Here is a 13,460-nt window from a genome sequence, read left to right as displayed (position 1 = left end):
GTCGGCGGAGTTCGTTGCCCGTTGCTCGCGCGGCCTCAGGCGCGGCGAGACAATCCGGAGGCCGGTCCGGTGCAGCTCATGCTTTCGGCAGGAATCCAGACAGCCGATCGGAACGGTGAGGACCGGTACAATTCGTCAGATCCTTCAGAGACCAACTCCCGCGTCCGAGTCATCGGCTTTACTCCTCTGGTATAGTTCGTTCACCCAGGGTGATTGTTGATTTTCTTGAAATATCAACCCAAGCTCTTTCCGTGGTCGGGTAACTCCCACATAGAACAGGCGGCGAGTCTCACGCAGGGCTCCGGCGGTCCTTTTGTCGCGTTCACTGGGAAAGTCTCGTGCATTCACGCCATACATGACTACGGCATCGAACTCCCTTCCCTTGACGCTGTGCAACGTGCTCAGATTGACGCGACCGGTTCCGCCCACGCGGCCGGCGAAATGGCCGAGCGGCATATCGAGACTCGAAGCCGGATCGGTGTTGGCGATCATCTCGACGCAGACATCCCACTCCTGCTCCGAATTACGGCCAATTGACCGCCAAGAGGATATCAGCTCGCGATCGAAGCGTTGCAGCCAAGCATGCGTGCCGTCGACATGTCCTATCGTCGATTGAAGGAAGCCGATGAGTTGCTCCGACAGAAATCGCTCTTCATCGGCGGTGGCGTGCCTGCCGAAGACGAGCAGCGATGCTCGATAGATCAGACGACTGTATCGCGGGTCCGCATCCCGCCAGCCCCCGACGACCCAGCGCGCACAGTCCTCGATGAAGCGAGCGAGACGCGAGCTACGTCGTACGAGCGCATTTCCATCCGTCCGCACGAAGGGAATGTCGGCTTGCTTCAGGGCGTCCGCGACTTTGTCGCCGAGGTATGCGGCTCGGTACAGCACGGCGATTTCGTCGAGCGGAATGCCTTTTTCCACGAGCTTGGGAACAACCGTCTCGGCGATCGCCCGCGCTTGCATATCGAGGCCCTGGGTCGTCGACCAGAAGGTGAGCTCGCCTTCGGGCGCGCCTGCACGTTCCCGGTAATCGCGCTCCTCGCCCAACGCGCCTAGGGAGGCGCGGACGATCTTCCTGCCGGACCGATAGTTGAAGCGCAATCTGATCGTTCGCACATCCGGTCGTTCGGTCAGGCCCTCGAGCAGTTCCGGGTTCGCTCCCGTGAAACCATATATCGACTGGTCCGCGTCGCCGACCGCGAACAATCGGATGCCTCCGCCGAAGCACGACAGGAGAACGAGCTCGTGCAGTGCATGGCCGAGATCCTGATATTCGTCGACGAACAGGATGGGAAAGCGGGCGCGAAGCGCGTCGCGTATCCAGTCATGCTCCTTGATCATGCGATAGGCCAGTAGTGGCATGTCATCGAAATCGATCAAGCCTTGCTGCCGAAGCTTGAACTCGTATGCTTCGATGAACATCGCGAGCTCCGGATTGCGTCCCCGCCACTCCGGTCGGGTGCGATCCACGTCCCGACGACGCTTCTCCGAGGCGAAGCTCCATCGGCGATGAGGGTCGTCCGTGCCGGCGATCGCGACCGCGTAGGCGGCTTCCACCGACGCGCGCATCTCGGCGCGCTTCGCGACCCGGAAATCGGCGGGCAGTCCGATCGGCACGCATCGGGCGTACGGCGCGATCACCTGGCTAAGCGCAAAGCCGTGAACCGTACCGACGAAGACGCGGTCGCCAGCTTCCATGCCGAGGCGCGCCAGCCGCATTTCGAGCTCAATCGCGCATTCGTTGTTGTAGGTGATGCATGCCACGCCGCGTGGTTCAACCACGTCCTCCGCCAGCGCGCGCGCCATTGCGGTAGTCAGCGTCTTGGTCTTTCCGCTGCCTGGGCCCGCCAGCACCACGCAATGCCCGGTCTCGCGTACGGCCGCCGACTGCTCCGGATTCGCGGCGAGTTCCTCGAGCGCCTGAAGAAGCAACCGACTACTGGACACGGCCGGCCACGAAGCGGATTGCATCGGTGATGTAGTCGGGTGGAGCCAGACCAACCGCCTTTTTCGCGAGCTTCGCGCTCAGCCGGCCTTTACCGATGTCCGCCACCATGGCCAGCAGCTGCGACGCGTCGACGGGGGCCGAGCCTGCCCTCCAGTTCGCTATGCGGGTGCTTCGGGTGGATCCGAAGCCCTGCTCATCGAGGATGTCGAGGAGAGGCTTCAGCAGCGACGGCGTATTCGCGACGGAGACTTCAAATGTCTGCTCGTTGAGAAAGATGCCGGCACCGGCCCAGGTCGATGCGAACGACACGAACTGGAGCGCCTCCCACGCTGTCCGCTGCGCGGGATGGATGGGCGGCTGCCCACGCACCTTCAGCACATCGCTCCAGAGATCGATCACACGCTTTTTTCCGAGCGGTTGTTTGGCACCATCCAAAGGATCCCAGTCGGTAATCACCGCGTAGGGCATGCCCAGAGCTTCGGCGAGCTTGACGTATGGACCGAAGTTCGTGCCGGCGACGTTGCACACCGTGATGCCGAGATCATCCAATACTTGTCCGAGAGCCGAGGCGAACACGGGAACCAGCGCCTCCTCGGCGTCGCCTTCGACGAATATCACGCCGCGGGCGAAGAGCAGCTCCGCTCGCGTGGCATCGAGGTAGTTCTCGAGATCGTCCAACTCGTCGGACGTCACCGGCAGGTTGGCAAGGGAGAATGCCTGCGTCGACCGGTTCCGTCCTTTCAGCTGGATGATCGACCGCAGCGGCGTGACCGCGGCGAGCGTCGGGGAATGGCTGGTGACGATCAATGCCTGTGCGGCATCCGCAGAAGCGAACAGCTTCTTGAAGACGGACCGCTGCAGCTGCGGGTGAAGGTGCGCCTCCGGTTCCTCGATGCACAGCAGGGAGAAGTTGCGCTCGTTCTTCCTCCGGCGCCATGCGAATTCGGCCAGCTTCAACGCCAGCAGGGCGACGTTGGCTGATCCAAGACTCGCCTCCGCGATGCCGCGCTTGCCGCCGTCGATGAACATCGCGATCGCCCGGAACAGTCGCAGCGGGTCGGACGGCGCGAATCCCAGACGTGGATCGATATCATGCGCTTCGCCGGAGAGATGAAGGATGCCGGCGCGCAGCTCGTTCTCCAGCACCTTGATCGTCGGAAACGCCTCCAGCGTCTTCGTGGCCTTGTCGAGATCGGCCGCGACCGCGGCGAGATCCTCGCGGGTCACGCTCGAAATCGCGTCCTCAAGAAGGGGGCGCAGTGGCGAACCTCTCCATGTGCCGAGATGCCCTTCGGCATCGCGCAACGCGTCGAGCACGTCGATTGCGATCCGGCGTCGAACCTTGCTGGGCACCGGCCGGGACTCCTCGCCGCCGCCGAACACGACAAATTCGAAGTCGTCGCTCGACTGCGGAATTCCAGCGACGTCGGCCTTCTTCCGGAAGATGTAGCTGAGTCGCGCAATCGTCGGATCGCCGGCGACACGATACTCCGTCAATAAGGCGAGCAGACCGAAATCGGTCGTGAATTCCGCGAAATCCAGATGGATTTCGATCGGACTGCCGTAGTCGGGCGCCGCACCATCCCAGAAGTCCGACATCTTGAGCTGACGCGCCGAGTCCGGAAGCGTAGGATCGAGAACCAAGCGTATCGCGAACAGGAGATTGCTCTTTCCGATGCGGTTTTCCCCCAGGATAACGATGTTTCCCGAGAGAGGGATATCGACCTGTAGAAAATTTCTGAAATTTCTTATGCTGAAATTACTCAACAGCATCCGCTTAGATCCGATTCTCTAAAGTGAAATAATTCAAGAGTAAGATCAGTAACCTAGAGCAGTCGCTTCCACAATAGGAAAAGACCACGGACCCGCTTGAAATACCTTCGGGTTTCCGACGCGTGCCTGATCTTTGCTGCGATGATATCCGGGATCGAGAGGCGCCGGGCCAGCGCTTCGTAGATATCCATTCCGTCTGCGAGAATGATCTTCCTGACTGTGAACGCCTGCAGACCGACTTCGGTGAATCCCGCGAAGCTAACGAAAAGACCGCGCGTCCATTTCGGACGTTCGTTCACCTTACCTTGAAAACCGCGCAAAGTACTGGCGTCGGTCTTCACGCGGTGCCACTTCGCCTCGAGCAGATACGTGTTGCCATTCAACTGGAACGAACCGTCGATCTGCTCGCCGACAACGGTGAAACCTCCGCGCGCATCCATGTCCCATGCGTTGTAGAGGTCCGTAAGTAGCCGCTCGAAATGGCGCCCTCGGGCCTGAGGATCATCCGACAATTCGTGAAGAGCAAGAAAGCGCTCCTCAAGTCGTCGCAACTCCTGCTCGTTCGAACGTAGTGCTTTCCGAGTGTTCGGCGGATTCGGATCGACGCCGCTCCGAACGATTTCGTAATCTGGAAGTAGAGGTCCGCCCAATCGCTCCACGATTAGGCTTAGACGCCGATGTGCATCGACGGCCATCTCGATCTGCTGGCTAGCGACTCGCTTCGTCTCACAGTATTCCCATAACGCGGCCAGTGCTCTTACGATCGCCCGCGGTTGCCCGACCGTCAAGAATGCGCGGAGGCGTTTACCCTTGCTGCCGCCATAGATCGCGTAGGCGCCATCATCGATATCGACCCCGACCTCCCGGTTGAAGAAATCCGCGAAAGTGTTGTTGGTAAAATCAACCACGTAGCCCGAGCTCATGCCGAACAGCTCGTCGACGAGAATTAGTTCGATTGGTCGAAGCTGCTCCATCCGTTCGACTATCCGCATGTTCGTGTGCAGCCCTGCTCCGTTCCGCGCTGTTCGCGGGACCTCCTTGCTGCGTCCGAGCCTGTGCGAACGGCCGGGCGACGCGCTTCGGCCGCAGACGCGGATTCGGGTGGCACACCGCGTAACCTGACGAGCTTGCGGCGCAAAGGGTTCGAGACCCCGAAGCGAGCCTCCGACGCGAGCGGTGCACAAGGAGTGTCGCTTCCGCCTCCCGACGGGCGGCGCCCGCTCCGACGTACATCCCGGAAGCCTGGTCGAGCGAGGCGCGTTCTACCGCTCTCCGGATTTCTGCGTGGAATGCATGAGCCGCTCCGAACCTGCCTTCGGACTGCCTCGCCTCGCATGAGATCGCGCGAGCGGCAGGGCCACGCGTTCGGTACCGCGCAGTTCATCGGCCGGCCCGGCTACCAGCGGAAGTCGGGAAAGCGGATTGTCAAAATCCGACAACGGACCGGGCGCTGTCAGCCTCCGAAAAGATTTCCGGCCCGGTCCCTGCCCGACGTCTCGCGATGAGGGGGCAGAAATCGCGAGACACGGCGGAGTGGCACAGGCTCCGAATTCGGCCCGCACCGATGACGAAAGGTGTTCAGTTCGCGCTATACGGCCAATGCAGCTCGGAGTTCGCGACACCTGCCACTTCGATCTCGTGTGCCAGCGCCTCATCACAATGGACCCGACCTCGCGGCGACAAACTAGCATACTGCGCCAACGAACTCGCTGGATGCGCCGGCTACGCGAGTTGGCAAGATGCGCCTGAACGTCCGTGTGTGGACGCCCCATCGGATTCAAGGGGGTGTTTGAGAGATCTGTGCGCGCAGGTTCAGGTGCTTCCGTGTGTCCGGCCTTTCGATGCAGCCATCCTCACGGCTGCTGGCCTGTATGGAGATCGCGGATCGGGTCCAAGTCGCTTTGGCGCGCTCGAGGCGCTTGGACGTTCACTGGTTTTCCCGACCCCGTCTTCTGACCGTTGCGCCATACCTCTCGCCTGACCTTCCCTGCCTCCCTGACGCCTCAGGCCGTGGCGGTCACGCCGTGGCCGGAGCTCTGTAGGAGCCGCCGCGGGCCATCAACGCCCAGACGATCCTCGCCATCTTGTTCGCCAGGGCGACGGTGATCAGCATGCGCGGCTTGCGCGACAGCATACCGGCCAACCACGCCCCAGCTTTGTCGGGAGCGCGCGCCGCGACCTTGGTCGCAGAACTCGCGCCCAGGATCAGCAACCGTCGCAAGCTGCGCTCGCCCATCTTAGTCGTTCGCCCCAGCCGCTCCTTGCCGCCGCTGGAGTGCTGCCGCGGGACGAGGCCGAGCCAGGCCGCAAAGTCGCGCCCGCGGCGGAAGGTACTGGCGGCCGGTGCCAGTGCCACCAGTGCGGTCGCGACCACCGGGCCGATACCCGGTACCGTCATCAGCCGCTTAGCCACGGCATCGTCCTTCGCACGCTGGGCGATCGCGCGGTCGAGGCGCGCGATCTGCGCTTGGAGCGCTTGCAGGCTGTCCGCGATGACGGCCAGGACCGGCCGTGCCTCGGCCGGAACGTCAGATGTGGGGTCGCGGACGATCGCGACGAGCTGGCCAACGTGCCCGGCCCCCTGGCGAACGACGTATCCAAACTCGGTGAGGTGCCCGCGCAGCGCGTTGATCAACTGGGTCCGCTGACGCACGAGCAGGTCGCGCGTACGGAACACCACTGCCGCAGCTTGAGCCTGCGCGCTCTTGCCCTGGACGAACCGCATCGTCGGGCGCTGCGCCGCCTCGCAAATCGCTTCCGCGTCGGCCATGTCGTTCTTCTGCCGCTTCACAAACGGCTTCACGTAGGCTGGTGGGATGAGCCGCGTGTCGTGACCTGCCACGGCTATCTCGCGCGCCCAGTAATGAGCACTGGCGCACGCCTCCATCGCGACCACGCATCGCGGAAGTGTCGAGAAGAACGCCAGCACCTGATCACGCCGCAGCTTCTTGCGGAACACGACTGCGCCACTCGGACCGGAGCCGTGAACTTGGAAAACCGATTTGGCCAGATCGATTCCGACCGTGCTAACCTCGCCCATGGACGCCTCCTGCAGTGGTGTCACAACACCTCCACTCTGGCACGCCGATGCCGTCAGGGGGCGTCCACCCCAACGCTCCCGGGAACGGCAAGGACCCGCTTCGACCGCGAGATCGGCCGGAGAGCGGCTCCACGTGCACCCGCGCCGCCTCACGAAGGTGGCGAAGCGGATTCGATCTTCCGGAGAATTTCGGGCAACGAAACCGGCCTGAAATTCCAAACGTCCACTCCGACGTCGCAGGTGGCTGGCAGGTTCGGCAAGGCTCCGTGGCTATGTCCATGCAAAGCCAGAGATCCGCGGCGGGATCCCCTCCACCCGCGCAATGCGTAATGGAACAGGACCAGCAGGCGGCCATTCGCGTCGATCTCGGCGTAGTGCTGCACCGAAGCCCAAGGCAGCGCCAGGGTTCTTCCACGGTCGTGGTTGCCGCGCACCAGATGGATCGCCCGACCGTGTAGGCGACCGAAGATCTCCGCCTGCCGATTGGGACCACAGCGGTAGGCGAAGTCGCCCAGATGCCAGACTTCGTCGCGGTCCTCGACGACGGCGTTCCAGCGTTCGATCATCGCCTCGTCCATCTCGGCCACGTCGGCGAATGGACGATGGCAGAAGCGGATGATGTTGGCGTGGCCGAAATGGTGATCTGCCGTGAACCAGAGGGTCATGGCTCCCTCCCCCATGCGCCTGCTGAGTCGCGATCGGCGCCCACTTAGAAAACCAGATTTTCTGATAATCTTCCATCCGGTCTAGCTGGCTGGTCGGCTTTCTCGATCCCGCCGACGGGCCAATGCCCAAGACCCTCAGAAGCGCACGTCATCGAAGATTGATCGAACTGCTCGTCGAAGCTCGTGAGCGATCAGGCCTGACTCAAAGCGAGCTCGCCTCGCGACTTGGCCGATATCAATCGGTCGTCGCCGCGATCGAAGGAGGGGGAAGGCGGATCGATCTGGTCGAGTTTCTCGAGATCGCGGACGCGTTGGAAATCGACGCGACGGTGGTCCTGAAGGCAGTTCGCGCGATCTCCCCCTGACGTCGGTTCAGCCCGACCAATCCTCGTCGAGGAACCCCAGGCCGGCGAAGGGCGGCTCGGGTTTGCAGCGATCGTATCGATTGCGACGGTCGCTGCGACGGCACCAGCGCCCATCGCGGATTCCGTCATTGTAGCTGGCGACAGGCTACGGCCGCACGGCTAGGATCCTCTCCATGACTGCGCCGATGGATGAATTCTCACCTCTCACGATCGCAGGCTACGCCTCGCTCGCCTCGTCCACCGACCAGCGAAGCGACGGTGGCTCGCTGGCGTTCCCTCTGCTCGGGCTCTTCGGGGAAACGGGCAGCCTTCTCAGCGAAGTCAAAAAGAAGCAACGTGATCGGGCCTCGTATCTCGGATACGCCAGCGCCGTCGTCGAAGAACTCGGCGATGTCCTCTGGTACGTGACCGCGGTCGCTTCACGCGGCGGACTCCGATTGGAGGAGATCTTCGCAAGCCCGACCCAGACCGGTGCGGCGACCTTCGCATCCCTCCAGCCCGCGATCATGCCGCATCAGGACGCGCCGAACGCGGCTTTCGAAAGGACGCTTCTCCAGCTTGCCAGCGAGGTCGGTGTGCTGCTCGCCGACCAGCACGAGGAGCGGCTCGGACAAGGCGATCTGCTTGCGGATCGGTTGAGATCGATCACACGGTCCCTGGTCGAGGCCGCCACCGAAGCGGGAGTGACGCTCGAGGCGGCGGCAGTGAAGAACCTGGAGAAGATCTTCGACAGGTGGCCGCACGAGCGCATCTATCCGGTGCCCCTCGATGCGCAGTCCGATCCGGCGGAGCAGCTGCCGCGAGACCTGTACGTCGACATCTTCGAGCGCGACGTCCGCGAGCGCAAATTCGTCTACCAGCGTTGCAACGGCATCAACATCGGCGACCGGCTGACGGACAACGCCATGCTTCAGGACGACTACCGCTTCCACGACGTCTTCCACTACGCCTACGTCGCCGTGCTCGGCTGGTCGCCGGTCGTCCGGGCCCTGCTCCGGGTGAAGCGCAAGAGCGCGCCGAAAGTGGACGAAGCGCAGGACGGCGCACGGGCGATCCTGATCGAGGAGGGGATCACGACCTGGATCTTCGGGCAGGCAGTGGACCTGGAATTGTTCGCCGGCGCTCGGCCCGGCGACATCCCGTTCGACCTCCTGAAGCACGTCCGCCAGTTCGCGGCGGGCTACGAGGCGGAGCGCTGCCCGCTTTGGATGTGGGAAGAAGCCATTCTTCAGGGCTATGCGGCTTTCCGCTTCCTGCGCGAACATCGGCGCGGGCGTATCCACATCGACATGGTCAACCACCGCCTCTCGATCGAGCACCTGCTTTGAGAACGCCCGCATCCTTCGCTGCAGCGCTCGCCGAAGTTCGGCTGCCCTCGGTCTTCAATCCGTACGGAGACGTCTGCCCGGAACATGATCGCGCCGATGCCGCCACCGTGCGTCGACGCAATCTCACGCGCTGCCTGGAAGCGGCGCTCGACGCCAACGTCGATACGATCTGGATCGCCCGCGACCTCGGATATCGCGGCGGCCGCCGGACCGGATTGCCCCTGACGGACGAGGTCCATCTCGAGCCGGCCGGCGCCCTTATGGGCGGCATCGACCTCAAGCGCGCCACCCGCGGTCCCGTCGTCGCCGAGCGCACCGCGGCGATCATCTGGCGTGTTCTCGCCCGGATAGGCGAGCCTGCGATCCTATGGAACGTCTTCCCGCTCCACCCACACGAGCCGAAGAACCCGTTCTCGAACCGATGCCACACCCGCGCCGAGCGCGACGCCACGTGGTGCCTCATGGAGGCCTTGATCGCGATGGTCGCGCCCAAGCGCATCGTCGCGATCGGGCGCGATGCGGCTCTGGCTCTTTCTGGTATCGACATCCCGCTCTCAGTCGTCCGCCACCCGAGCTACGGCGGACAGGCGGAGTTCATCTCTGGCGTGCATTCGCTCTACGGTGTCGCCCAGACGACCAAGGAGCGGCCGACGCCTGCGAGCCTGCCCTTCTGAACACGCATGCGGGCCTTGCGGAAGGGCTCCGGCGACTCCGTCCGAGACGATCGGCGGCGACGGGACGAACGTGGTCGCGGCGCCCCCTCGATCCGGCATCGGTCAGGCCGCGTATTTCTGGCCGGCATCCCGGACTCGGCTTAGAAGGGTCTTGATGTCGTTGCGACGGGTGCCCTTCGGCAAATCGACCTCAGCACGCGTGGAGACGATCGTGAGTTCGCCGAGATCGAGGCCCGTCTCACGGCAGACGAAATCCATCAGACGCCCAAGGCCGATGAGGTTTCCGAGCAATTTTTCAACGTAGAAGTGGTTACGATACATCGCCGTAAGCCCAAGCTTCTTTCCGCTGTTCTTCGCTCCGGGCACCACCTTGAAACTCAGGAAGCTGAGACATTGTCCTCCGTAGGGTGAATTGTCGACGTCGCGTGCCGCATCGAACAATGGAAGCTCGAATTTGTTGAGGGATTTGACTTTTTTGTCGTTGATCCGTCCGACGATATCCCAAAGCTGATTCGGGCTCTTCCCTTCCGGCACCGAAACGTCGATCATCCGCTCGAAGTAGTAGCCAGACCACCGCTCGTTGCGCCGAACCCTTCTCAACACCCGTTCCTGGAAGACGTCGAAGAAGGCCGGGGCACCGTATCGGTGGTAAAGACTGGCAGGGAAGATCGTGTTCGCCACGGTCCCGACCGCCTGTTGACCCTGTTGGCGGAGGAAGTCATCGACCAGAGCGACGCCTGGATCCTGCAGCGTCGTGTTCCTCGTCGGGTCCGCGATGTCGAGGACGACGTTGTAGGCGCAGTGGCTCGGCTGCGCTTCGACCATCCGTACGGCCTCGCGCCAAGCGCTGATGCAGTCAGGCTGCTGGGGGATCGGGAGATACAACGACATCCTCCGTCAGTTTCGCGGCAGCGTAGATGCGCGGGGCGATAAACGTCTCGGTGAGCCAAGCGTGGCCTCGCTTGCCCCACTTCGCGCCCCAGCTGTTCCGCACCAGGATCGCACGATGGCCGCCGGCCTTTCCGTGGCCGACGGCGACCACGGCGTGACGGCGCTGCGGCTCCGGCGTTTCGCCGGTGGCGGGATGGATCATGCCGTCCGCATCCGGTCGAAAGAAGGAGCGGGAAAGCTGGATCAGGACGATGACCGGCTGGCCGCGCTCGATCTCGCCCACGATGATGTCGAAGGCGACCGGGCGACGTTCGGATCCGCGTCTGAACAGAAGGCCGACGTCGCCCGGCGGGACCCAGGACGCAGCATCGACCGGCGTCGCCGGAAGGTAGGGCCAACCGCCCTCCTCCGGCTGCCCGTCCTCACGCAGTACGTCCAGCATGGACGCCAGCGTCGCTCCTTCATCCGGACCGAAACCCATGCGCGTCTGAGCCCGATGAAACGCGTACTCGGACGAAAGGGGGAGCCATCCGGGCCGAACCCCGGCATGGGTGTCGCTCGCAGCAAACGCGAGACAGGTCGGCCGGGGGCCCTGATCGCGCGCATGACCGAAGCGCGGCCGCAGGTCTACGAAAACCTCGACGCCGCTCATGCCGCCTCAAGCAAGCTCCGCCGCTCGGCACGAGAGAGGCCTTCCTCCTCGGGGCCGGTCAGGTCCATCTCGACGTCCAATTTGGTTAGGAGCGCGTCGGGATCCCAGGGCCGAAACTCGGCGAGTTCGATCAGTCCGCGGAAGTCGTCCGGCGGCGCGGCCGTGACGCGCCGAAGCACGTTGTCGCCGACGCTGTCTTCGGGTGGCTCCGACAATTCGTCCCCGACGATCGCGAAGCCGCTGTCTTTGAGCTGATCGATGTCCCACAGATATCCGCCGCCGCTGTGCTCCTTCAGGCGGAGCACGAAGATGTCGTTGCGGCTTCCATCGATGCGGGTTCCGGCGTCGCGTTCCGTGAGAAGCCAGACGTCGCCTCGATAGTCGTCTGGGCGGTAGGGATCCAGAAGCTCGGCCTTGAGTTCCCGCGGTTTCGTCTCGAGGAGCGCGTCGACGTGTCCGGAGGTGATCAGACGATGCCTCGCGAGCGTGTAGCAGGTCGCCGCGTAGCTGGCGCCCAGACGCAGAGAAAGCTGGTAGACGCGATCGGGTCGGACGAAGTCCCTCGCCGTCCAGCCCTGACGCGATGCGTGTGCGAAGAAGAGCCAACGCGGCATCATGAACTCGACCGCGAAGGCATCCGCTTCGACCTCCTGGAATTTCGGCGCCCTCTCACCAGCCATCGGCATGCGCCGCAGAATTCCCTCGTCGTCGAGACTGGGCTCGTGCCCAAGGGAGAAGTGCCCGAGCTCGTGGGCTGCCGTGAAGCGCTGGATGCTCATGGCGCGCTGTGTGGTCACGAGGATTCCCGGAGCCGGATCGTTCAGATAGGCTCCGAGGAGTCCCTGCAGAGGACGCAGAAGGAGTGGCAGGTCGAGCGCTCCGATCGATCCGAATACGTCGACATTGCCCCCATGCGCTTCGACCCGTGATCGTATGCCGAGATCCCGATGAAGCCGCGCGGCGGCCTGTGTACCGGCCCGGACCGCTCCTGCGTAGGTTGTCGCGACCATCGCTCAGCCTCGATCCGGCCGCGCTCTGACCCGCAGGTACTCCGCGAAGCGACCGAGCTCCTCTCTGTCCTTCTCCGAGAGCGCCGCCGCCTGCCGCGCCAAGTGGGCGACGTCGATCGGCAGTTGTGAGGAGGCCTCGTCTTCTCCGGTGAAGTAGCCCACAGGTTGGCGGTAGAGTCTGGCCAAACGCGTCAGCTCGATGGCTTCCACACGGCGCTGGCCACTCTCGATATCGGTCAAGGCAGTGCGCGGGATCTTGAGGTAGTTCGCCACCTCCTCCTGCTTCAGACCGAGATACTTCCTGGCCTCTTTCAGCCGATCGCCCAGCTTCCTGCGTTCCTCCTCGTCGCTGCCCGGAGGGCTCGAGGCTTGGTTCACGTCTTCACTCCGTTGATCTTGGCCCAGTGCTTCTCGATCCGTGGAACAAGCTGTTCCAACGCCTGCTCCACCGACGTGAAGCCACCCGCGCGTACGACGGTATCCGGCAGGTTGCAGCCGACGACACTTTCGACCGCCGTGAGCAGCGAGACGACCACCAGGGAGTCGATCTGAAACTTCGTCGTGGCGATCGCCGCCGGCGTGGGCGGCAGGGCGTCGCCTTTCACGGCCGCCTCCGATTTGACCGCCTCGATCAGCTCGTCGCGTAGGCACTTCTCGACTTCGGCCGTCGGGAAGGACGACACGGATGGAGCGGGGAACGTGGCGAGCGTCATGGCCTGTCGAAATCCGTGACTTTCCAAGAACAATAATGTCGAATTTTTCGACATGCAAGCGGCGATCAGGATGCGACCTGAAACGGCTGCGGACGCCCTGCAAAAGCGTTGGACGACCGATCGCGGCCAAGCGTATCGGAAATGCCGCATCCGATTTCGGACCGGTGGCACGACGCCGATCCGTACCTTCCATGGCCTCGCGATAGGTTGCCGAGGAAGTTACGGACAAGGAAGACGCCGGACCCAAGCCCGAACGGATCAGTCACCCGACGTGCCGAACCCGCGATCATCCGGCCTCGGGACTAGAACGCCACGCGGCCCTGCAACTGGTCGCGCCGTGTCCCGCCCTGCTGACCGCGGCGATGGCACGACGACCGATCTCGGTCGACGGTGCTGCC

13 protein-coding genes are annotated in these 13,460 nt (G+C 63.4%); 3 read left to right on the top strand and 10 right to left on the bottom strand.

All coding sequences use genetic code 11. The annotated features are described in order from the left end of the window. Positions 1 to 144: 144 nt before the first annotated feature. The 5 genes from ME121_RS04570 to ME121_RS04550 form a co-directional block, all read right to left on the bottom strand. A complete protein-coding gene (locus tag ME121_RS04570) occupies positions 145 to 1,974 on the bottom strand; it encodes an ATP-dependent helicase (RefSeq protein ID WP_043378413.1) in 1,830 nt (609 codons plus the stop codon). Further along, positions 1,940 to 3,724 carry an ATP-dependent nuclease gene (locus tag ME121_RS04565; protein WP_043378416.1) on the bottom strand — a complete coding sequence of 595 codons (1,785 nt, stop codon included), beginning with the start codon at positions 3,722 to 3,724 and terminating at the stop codon, positions 1,940 to 1,942. Before ME121_RS04565 ends, ME121_RS04570 begins: the two co-directional genes overlap by 35 nt. Positions 3,725 to 3,777: 53 nt before the next feature. After that, positions 3,778 to 4,698, bottom strand: coding sequence for a restriction endonuclease (locus ME121_RS04560; RefSeq protein ID WP_043378421.1), 921 nt, complete (start codon positions 4,696 to 4,698; stop codon positions 3,778 to 3,780). Between the two features lie 1,043 nt (positions 4,699 to 5,741). Continuing rightward, positions 5,742 to 6,764 (bottom strand): IS110 family RNA-guided transposase, encoded by a 1,023-nt coding sequence (locus ME121_RS04555; RefSeq protein ID WP_043378424.1) that lies wholly within the window; start codon positions 6,762 to 6,764, stop codon positions 5,742 to 5,744. 149 nt (positions 6,765 to 6,913) lie between these two features. Continuing rightward, entirely contained in the window at positions 6,914 to 7,429 is a 516-nt protein-coding gene (locus ME121_RS04550) for a metallophosphoesterase (protein WP_043378427.1), read from the bottom strand. 122 nt (positions 7,430 to 7,551) lie between these two features. Here ME121_RS04550 and ME121_RS33220 point away from each other — a divergent pair, with 122 nt between their 5' ends. The 3 genes from ME121_RS33220 (at position 7,552) to ME121_RS04540 (ending at position 9,796) form a co-directional block, all read left to right on the top strand. Further along, on the top strand, positions 7,552 to 7,794 hold the full coding sequence (locus ME121_RS33220) for a helix-turn-helix domain-containing protein (protein ID WP_043378430.1): 243 nt from the start codon (positions 7,552 to 7,554) through the stop codon (positions 7,792 to 7,794). A gap of 173 nt (positions 7,795 to 7,967) precedes the next feature. Beyond that, positions 7,968 to 9,122, top strand: a complete 1,155-nt coding sequence (locus ME121_RS04545) for a nucleoside triphosphate pyrophosphohydrolase family protein (RefSeq protein ID WP_230365903.1) — start codon at positions 7,968 to 7,970, stop codon at positions 9,120 to 9,122. A 107-nt stretch (positions 9,123 to 9,229) separates the two neighbouring features. Beyond that, on the top strand, positions 9,230 to 9,796 hold the full coding sequence (locus ME121_RS04540) for a uracil-DNA glycosylase (RefSeq protein ID WP_230365902.1): 567 nt from the start codon (positions 9,230 to 9,232) through the stop codon (positions 9,794 to 9,796). Positions 9,797 to 9,898: 102 nt separating this feature from the next. On the opposite strand, the gene ME121_RS04535 is transcribed toward ME121_RS04540, so the two are convergent. Genes ME121_RS04535 through ME121_RS04515 form a run of 5 tightly spaced genes read right to left on the bottom strand, consistent with a single transcriptional unit; the run spans position 9,899 to position 13,062 of the window. Further along, a complete protein-coding gene (locus ME121_RS04535; protein WP_206406839.1) occupies positions 9,899 to 10,621 on the bottom strand; it encodes a hypothetical protein in 723 nt (240 codons plus the stop codon). Positions 10,622 to 10,652: 31 nt separating this feature from the next. Further along, on the bottom strand, positions 10,653 to 11,339 hold the full coding sequence (locus ME121_RS04530) for a C1 family peptidase (RefSeq protein ID WP_043378441.1): 687 nt from the start codon (positions 11,337 to 11,339) through the stop codon (positions 10,653 to 10,655). Further along, positions 11,336 to 12,349: an ImmA/IrrE family metallo-endopeptidase gene (locus tag ME121_RS04525; protein ID WP_081948541.1), complete on the bottom strand. Its 1,014-nt coding sequence runs from the start codon at positions 12,347 to 12,349 to the stop codon at positions 11,336 to 11,338. Before ME121_RS04525 ends, ME121_RS04530 begins: the two co-directional genes overlap by 4 nt. 3 nt (positions 12,350 to 12,352) lie before the next feature. Next, complete coding sequence (locus ME121_RS04520; protein WP_043378444.1) at positions 12,353 to 12,727, bottom strand: helix-turn-helix domain-containing protein; 375 nt, start codon at positions 12,725 to 12,727, stop codon at positions 12,353 to 12,355. Next, positions 12,724 to 13,062, bottom strand: coding sequence for a hypothetical protein (locus ME121_RS04515; RefSeq protein ID WP_051975900.1), 339 nt, complete (start codon positions 13,060 to 13,062; stop codon positions 12,724 to 12,726). Before ME121_RS04515 ends, ME121_RS04520 begins: the two co-directional genes overlap by 4 nt. Between the last annotated feature and the right edge of the window lie 398 nt (positions 13,063 to 13,460).

Source organism: Methylobacterium sp. ME121 (assembly GCF_000974725.1).
GTDB lineage: Bacteria > Pseudomonadota > Alphaproteobacteria > Rhizobiales > Beijerinckiaceae > Methylobacterium > Methylobacterium radiotolerans.
Note: the sequence above shows the minus strand (reverse complement) of the source record. Positions and strands in the feature narration are given on the sequence as shown.

Excerpts from the sequence above, each read along its gene's own strand:
- ME121_RS04535 (WP_206406839.1), bottom strand. The coding sequence starts at position 10,621 with ATGGTCGAAGCGCAGCCGAGCCACTGCGCCTACAACGTCGTCCTCGAC.
- ME121_RS04565 (WP_043378416.1), bottom strand. The coding sequence starts at position 3,724 with ATGCTGTTGAGTAATTTCAGCATAAGAAATTTCAGAAATTTTCTACAG.
- ME121_RS04530 (WP_043378441.1), bottom strand. The coding sequence starts at position 11,339 with ATGAGCGGCGTCGAGGTTTTCGTAGACCTGCGGCCGCGCTTCGGTCAT.
- ME121_RS33220 (WP_043378430.1), top strand. The coding sequence starts at position 7,552 with ATGCCCAAGACCCTCAGAAGCGCACGTCATCGAAGATTGATCGAACTG.
- ME121_RS04525 (WP_081948541.1), bottom strand. The coding sequence starts at position 12,349 with ATGGTCGCGACAACCTACGCAGGAGCGGTCCGGGCCGGTACACAGGCC.
- ME121_RS04515 (WP_051975900.1), bottom strand. The coding sequence starts at position 13,062 with ATGACGCTCGCCACGTTCCCCGCTCCATCCGTGTCGTCCTTCCCGACG.
- ME121_RS04560 (WP_043378421.1), bottom strand. The coding sequence starts at position 4,698 with ATGGAGCAGCTTCGACCAATCGAACTAATTCTCGTCGACGAGCTGTTC.
- ME121_RS04550 (WP_043378427.1), bottom strand. The coding sequence starts at position 7,429 with ATGACCCTCTGGTTCACGGCAGATCACCATTTCGGCCACGCCAACATC.
- ME121_RS04570 (WP_043378413.1), bottom strand. The coding sequence starts at position 1,974 with ATGCAATCCGCTTCGTGGCCGGCCGTGTCCAGTAGTCGGTTGCTTCTT.
- ME121_RS04555 (WP_043378424.1), bottom strand. The coding sequence starts at position 6,764 with ATGGGCGAGGTTAGCACGGTCGGAATCGATCTGGCCAAATCGGTTTTC.
- ME121_RS04545 (WP_230365903.1), top strand. The coding sequence starts at position 7,968 with ATGACTGCGCCGATGGATGAATTCTCACCTCTCACGATCGCAGGCTAC.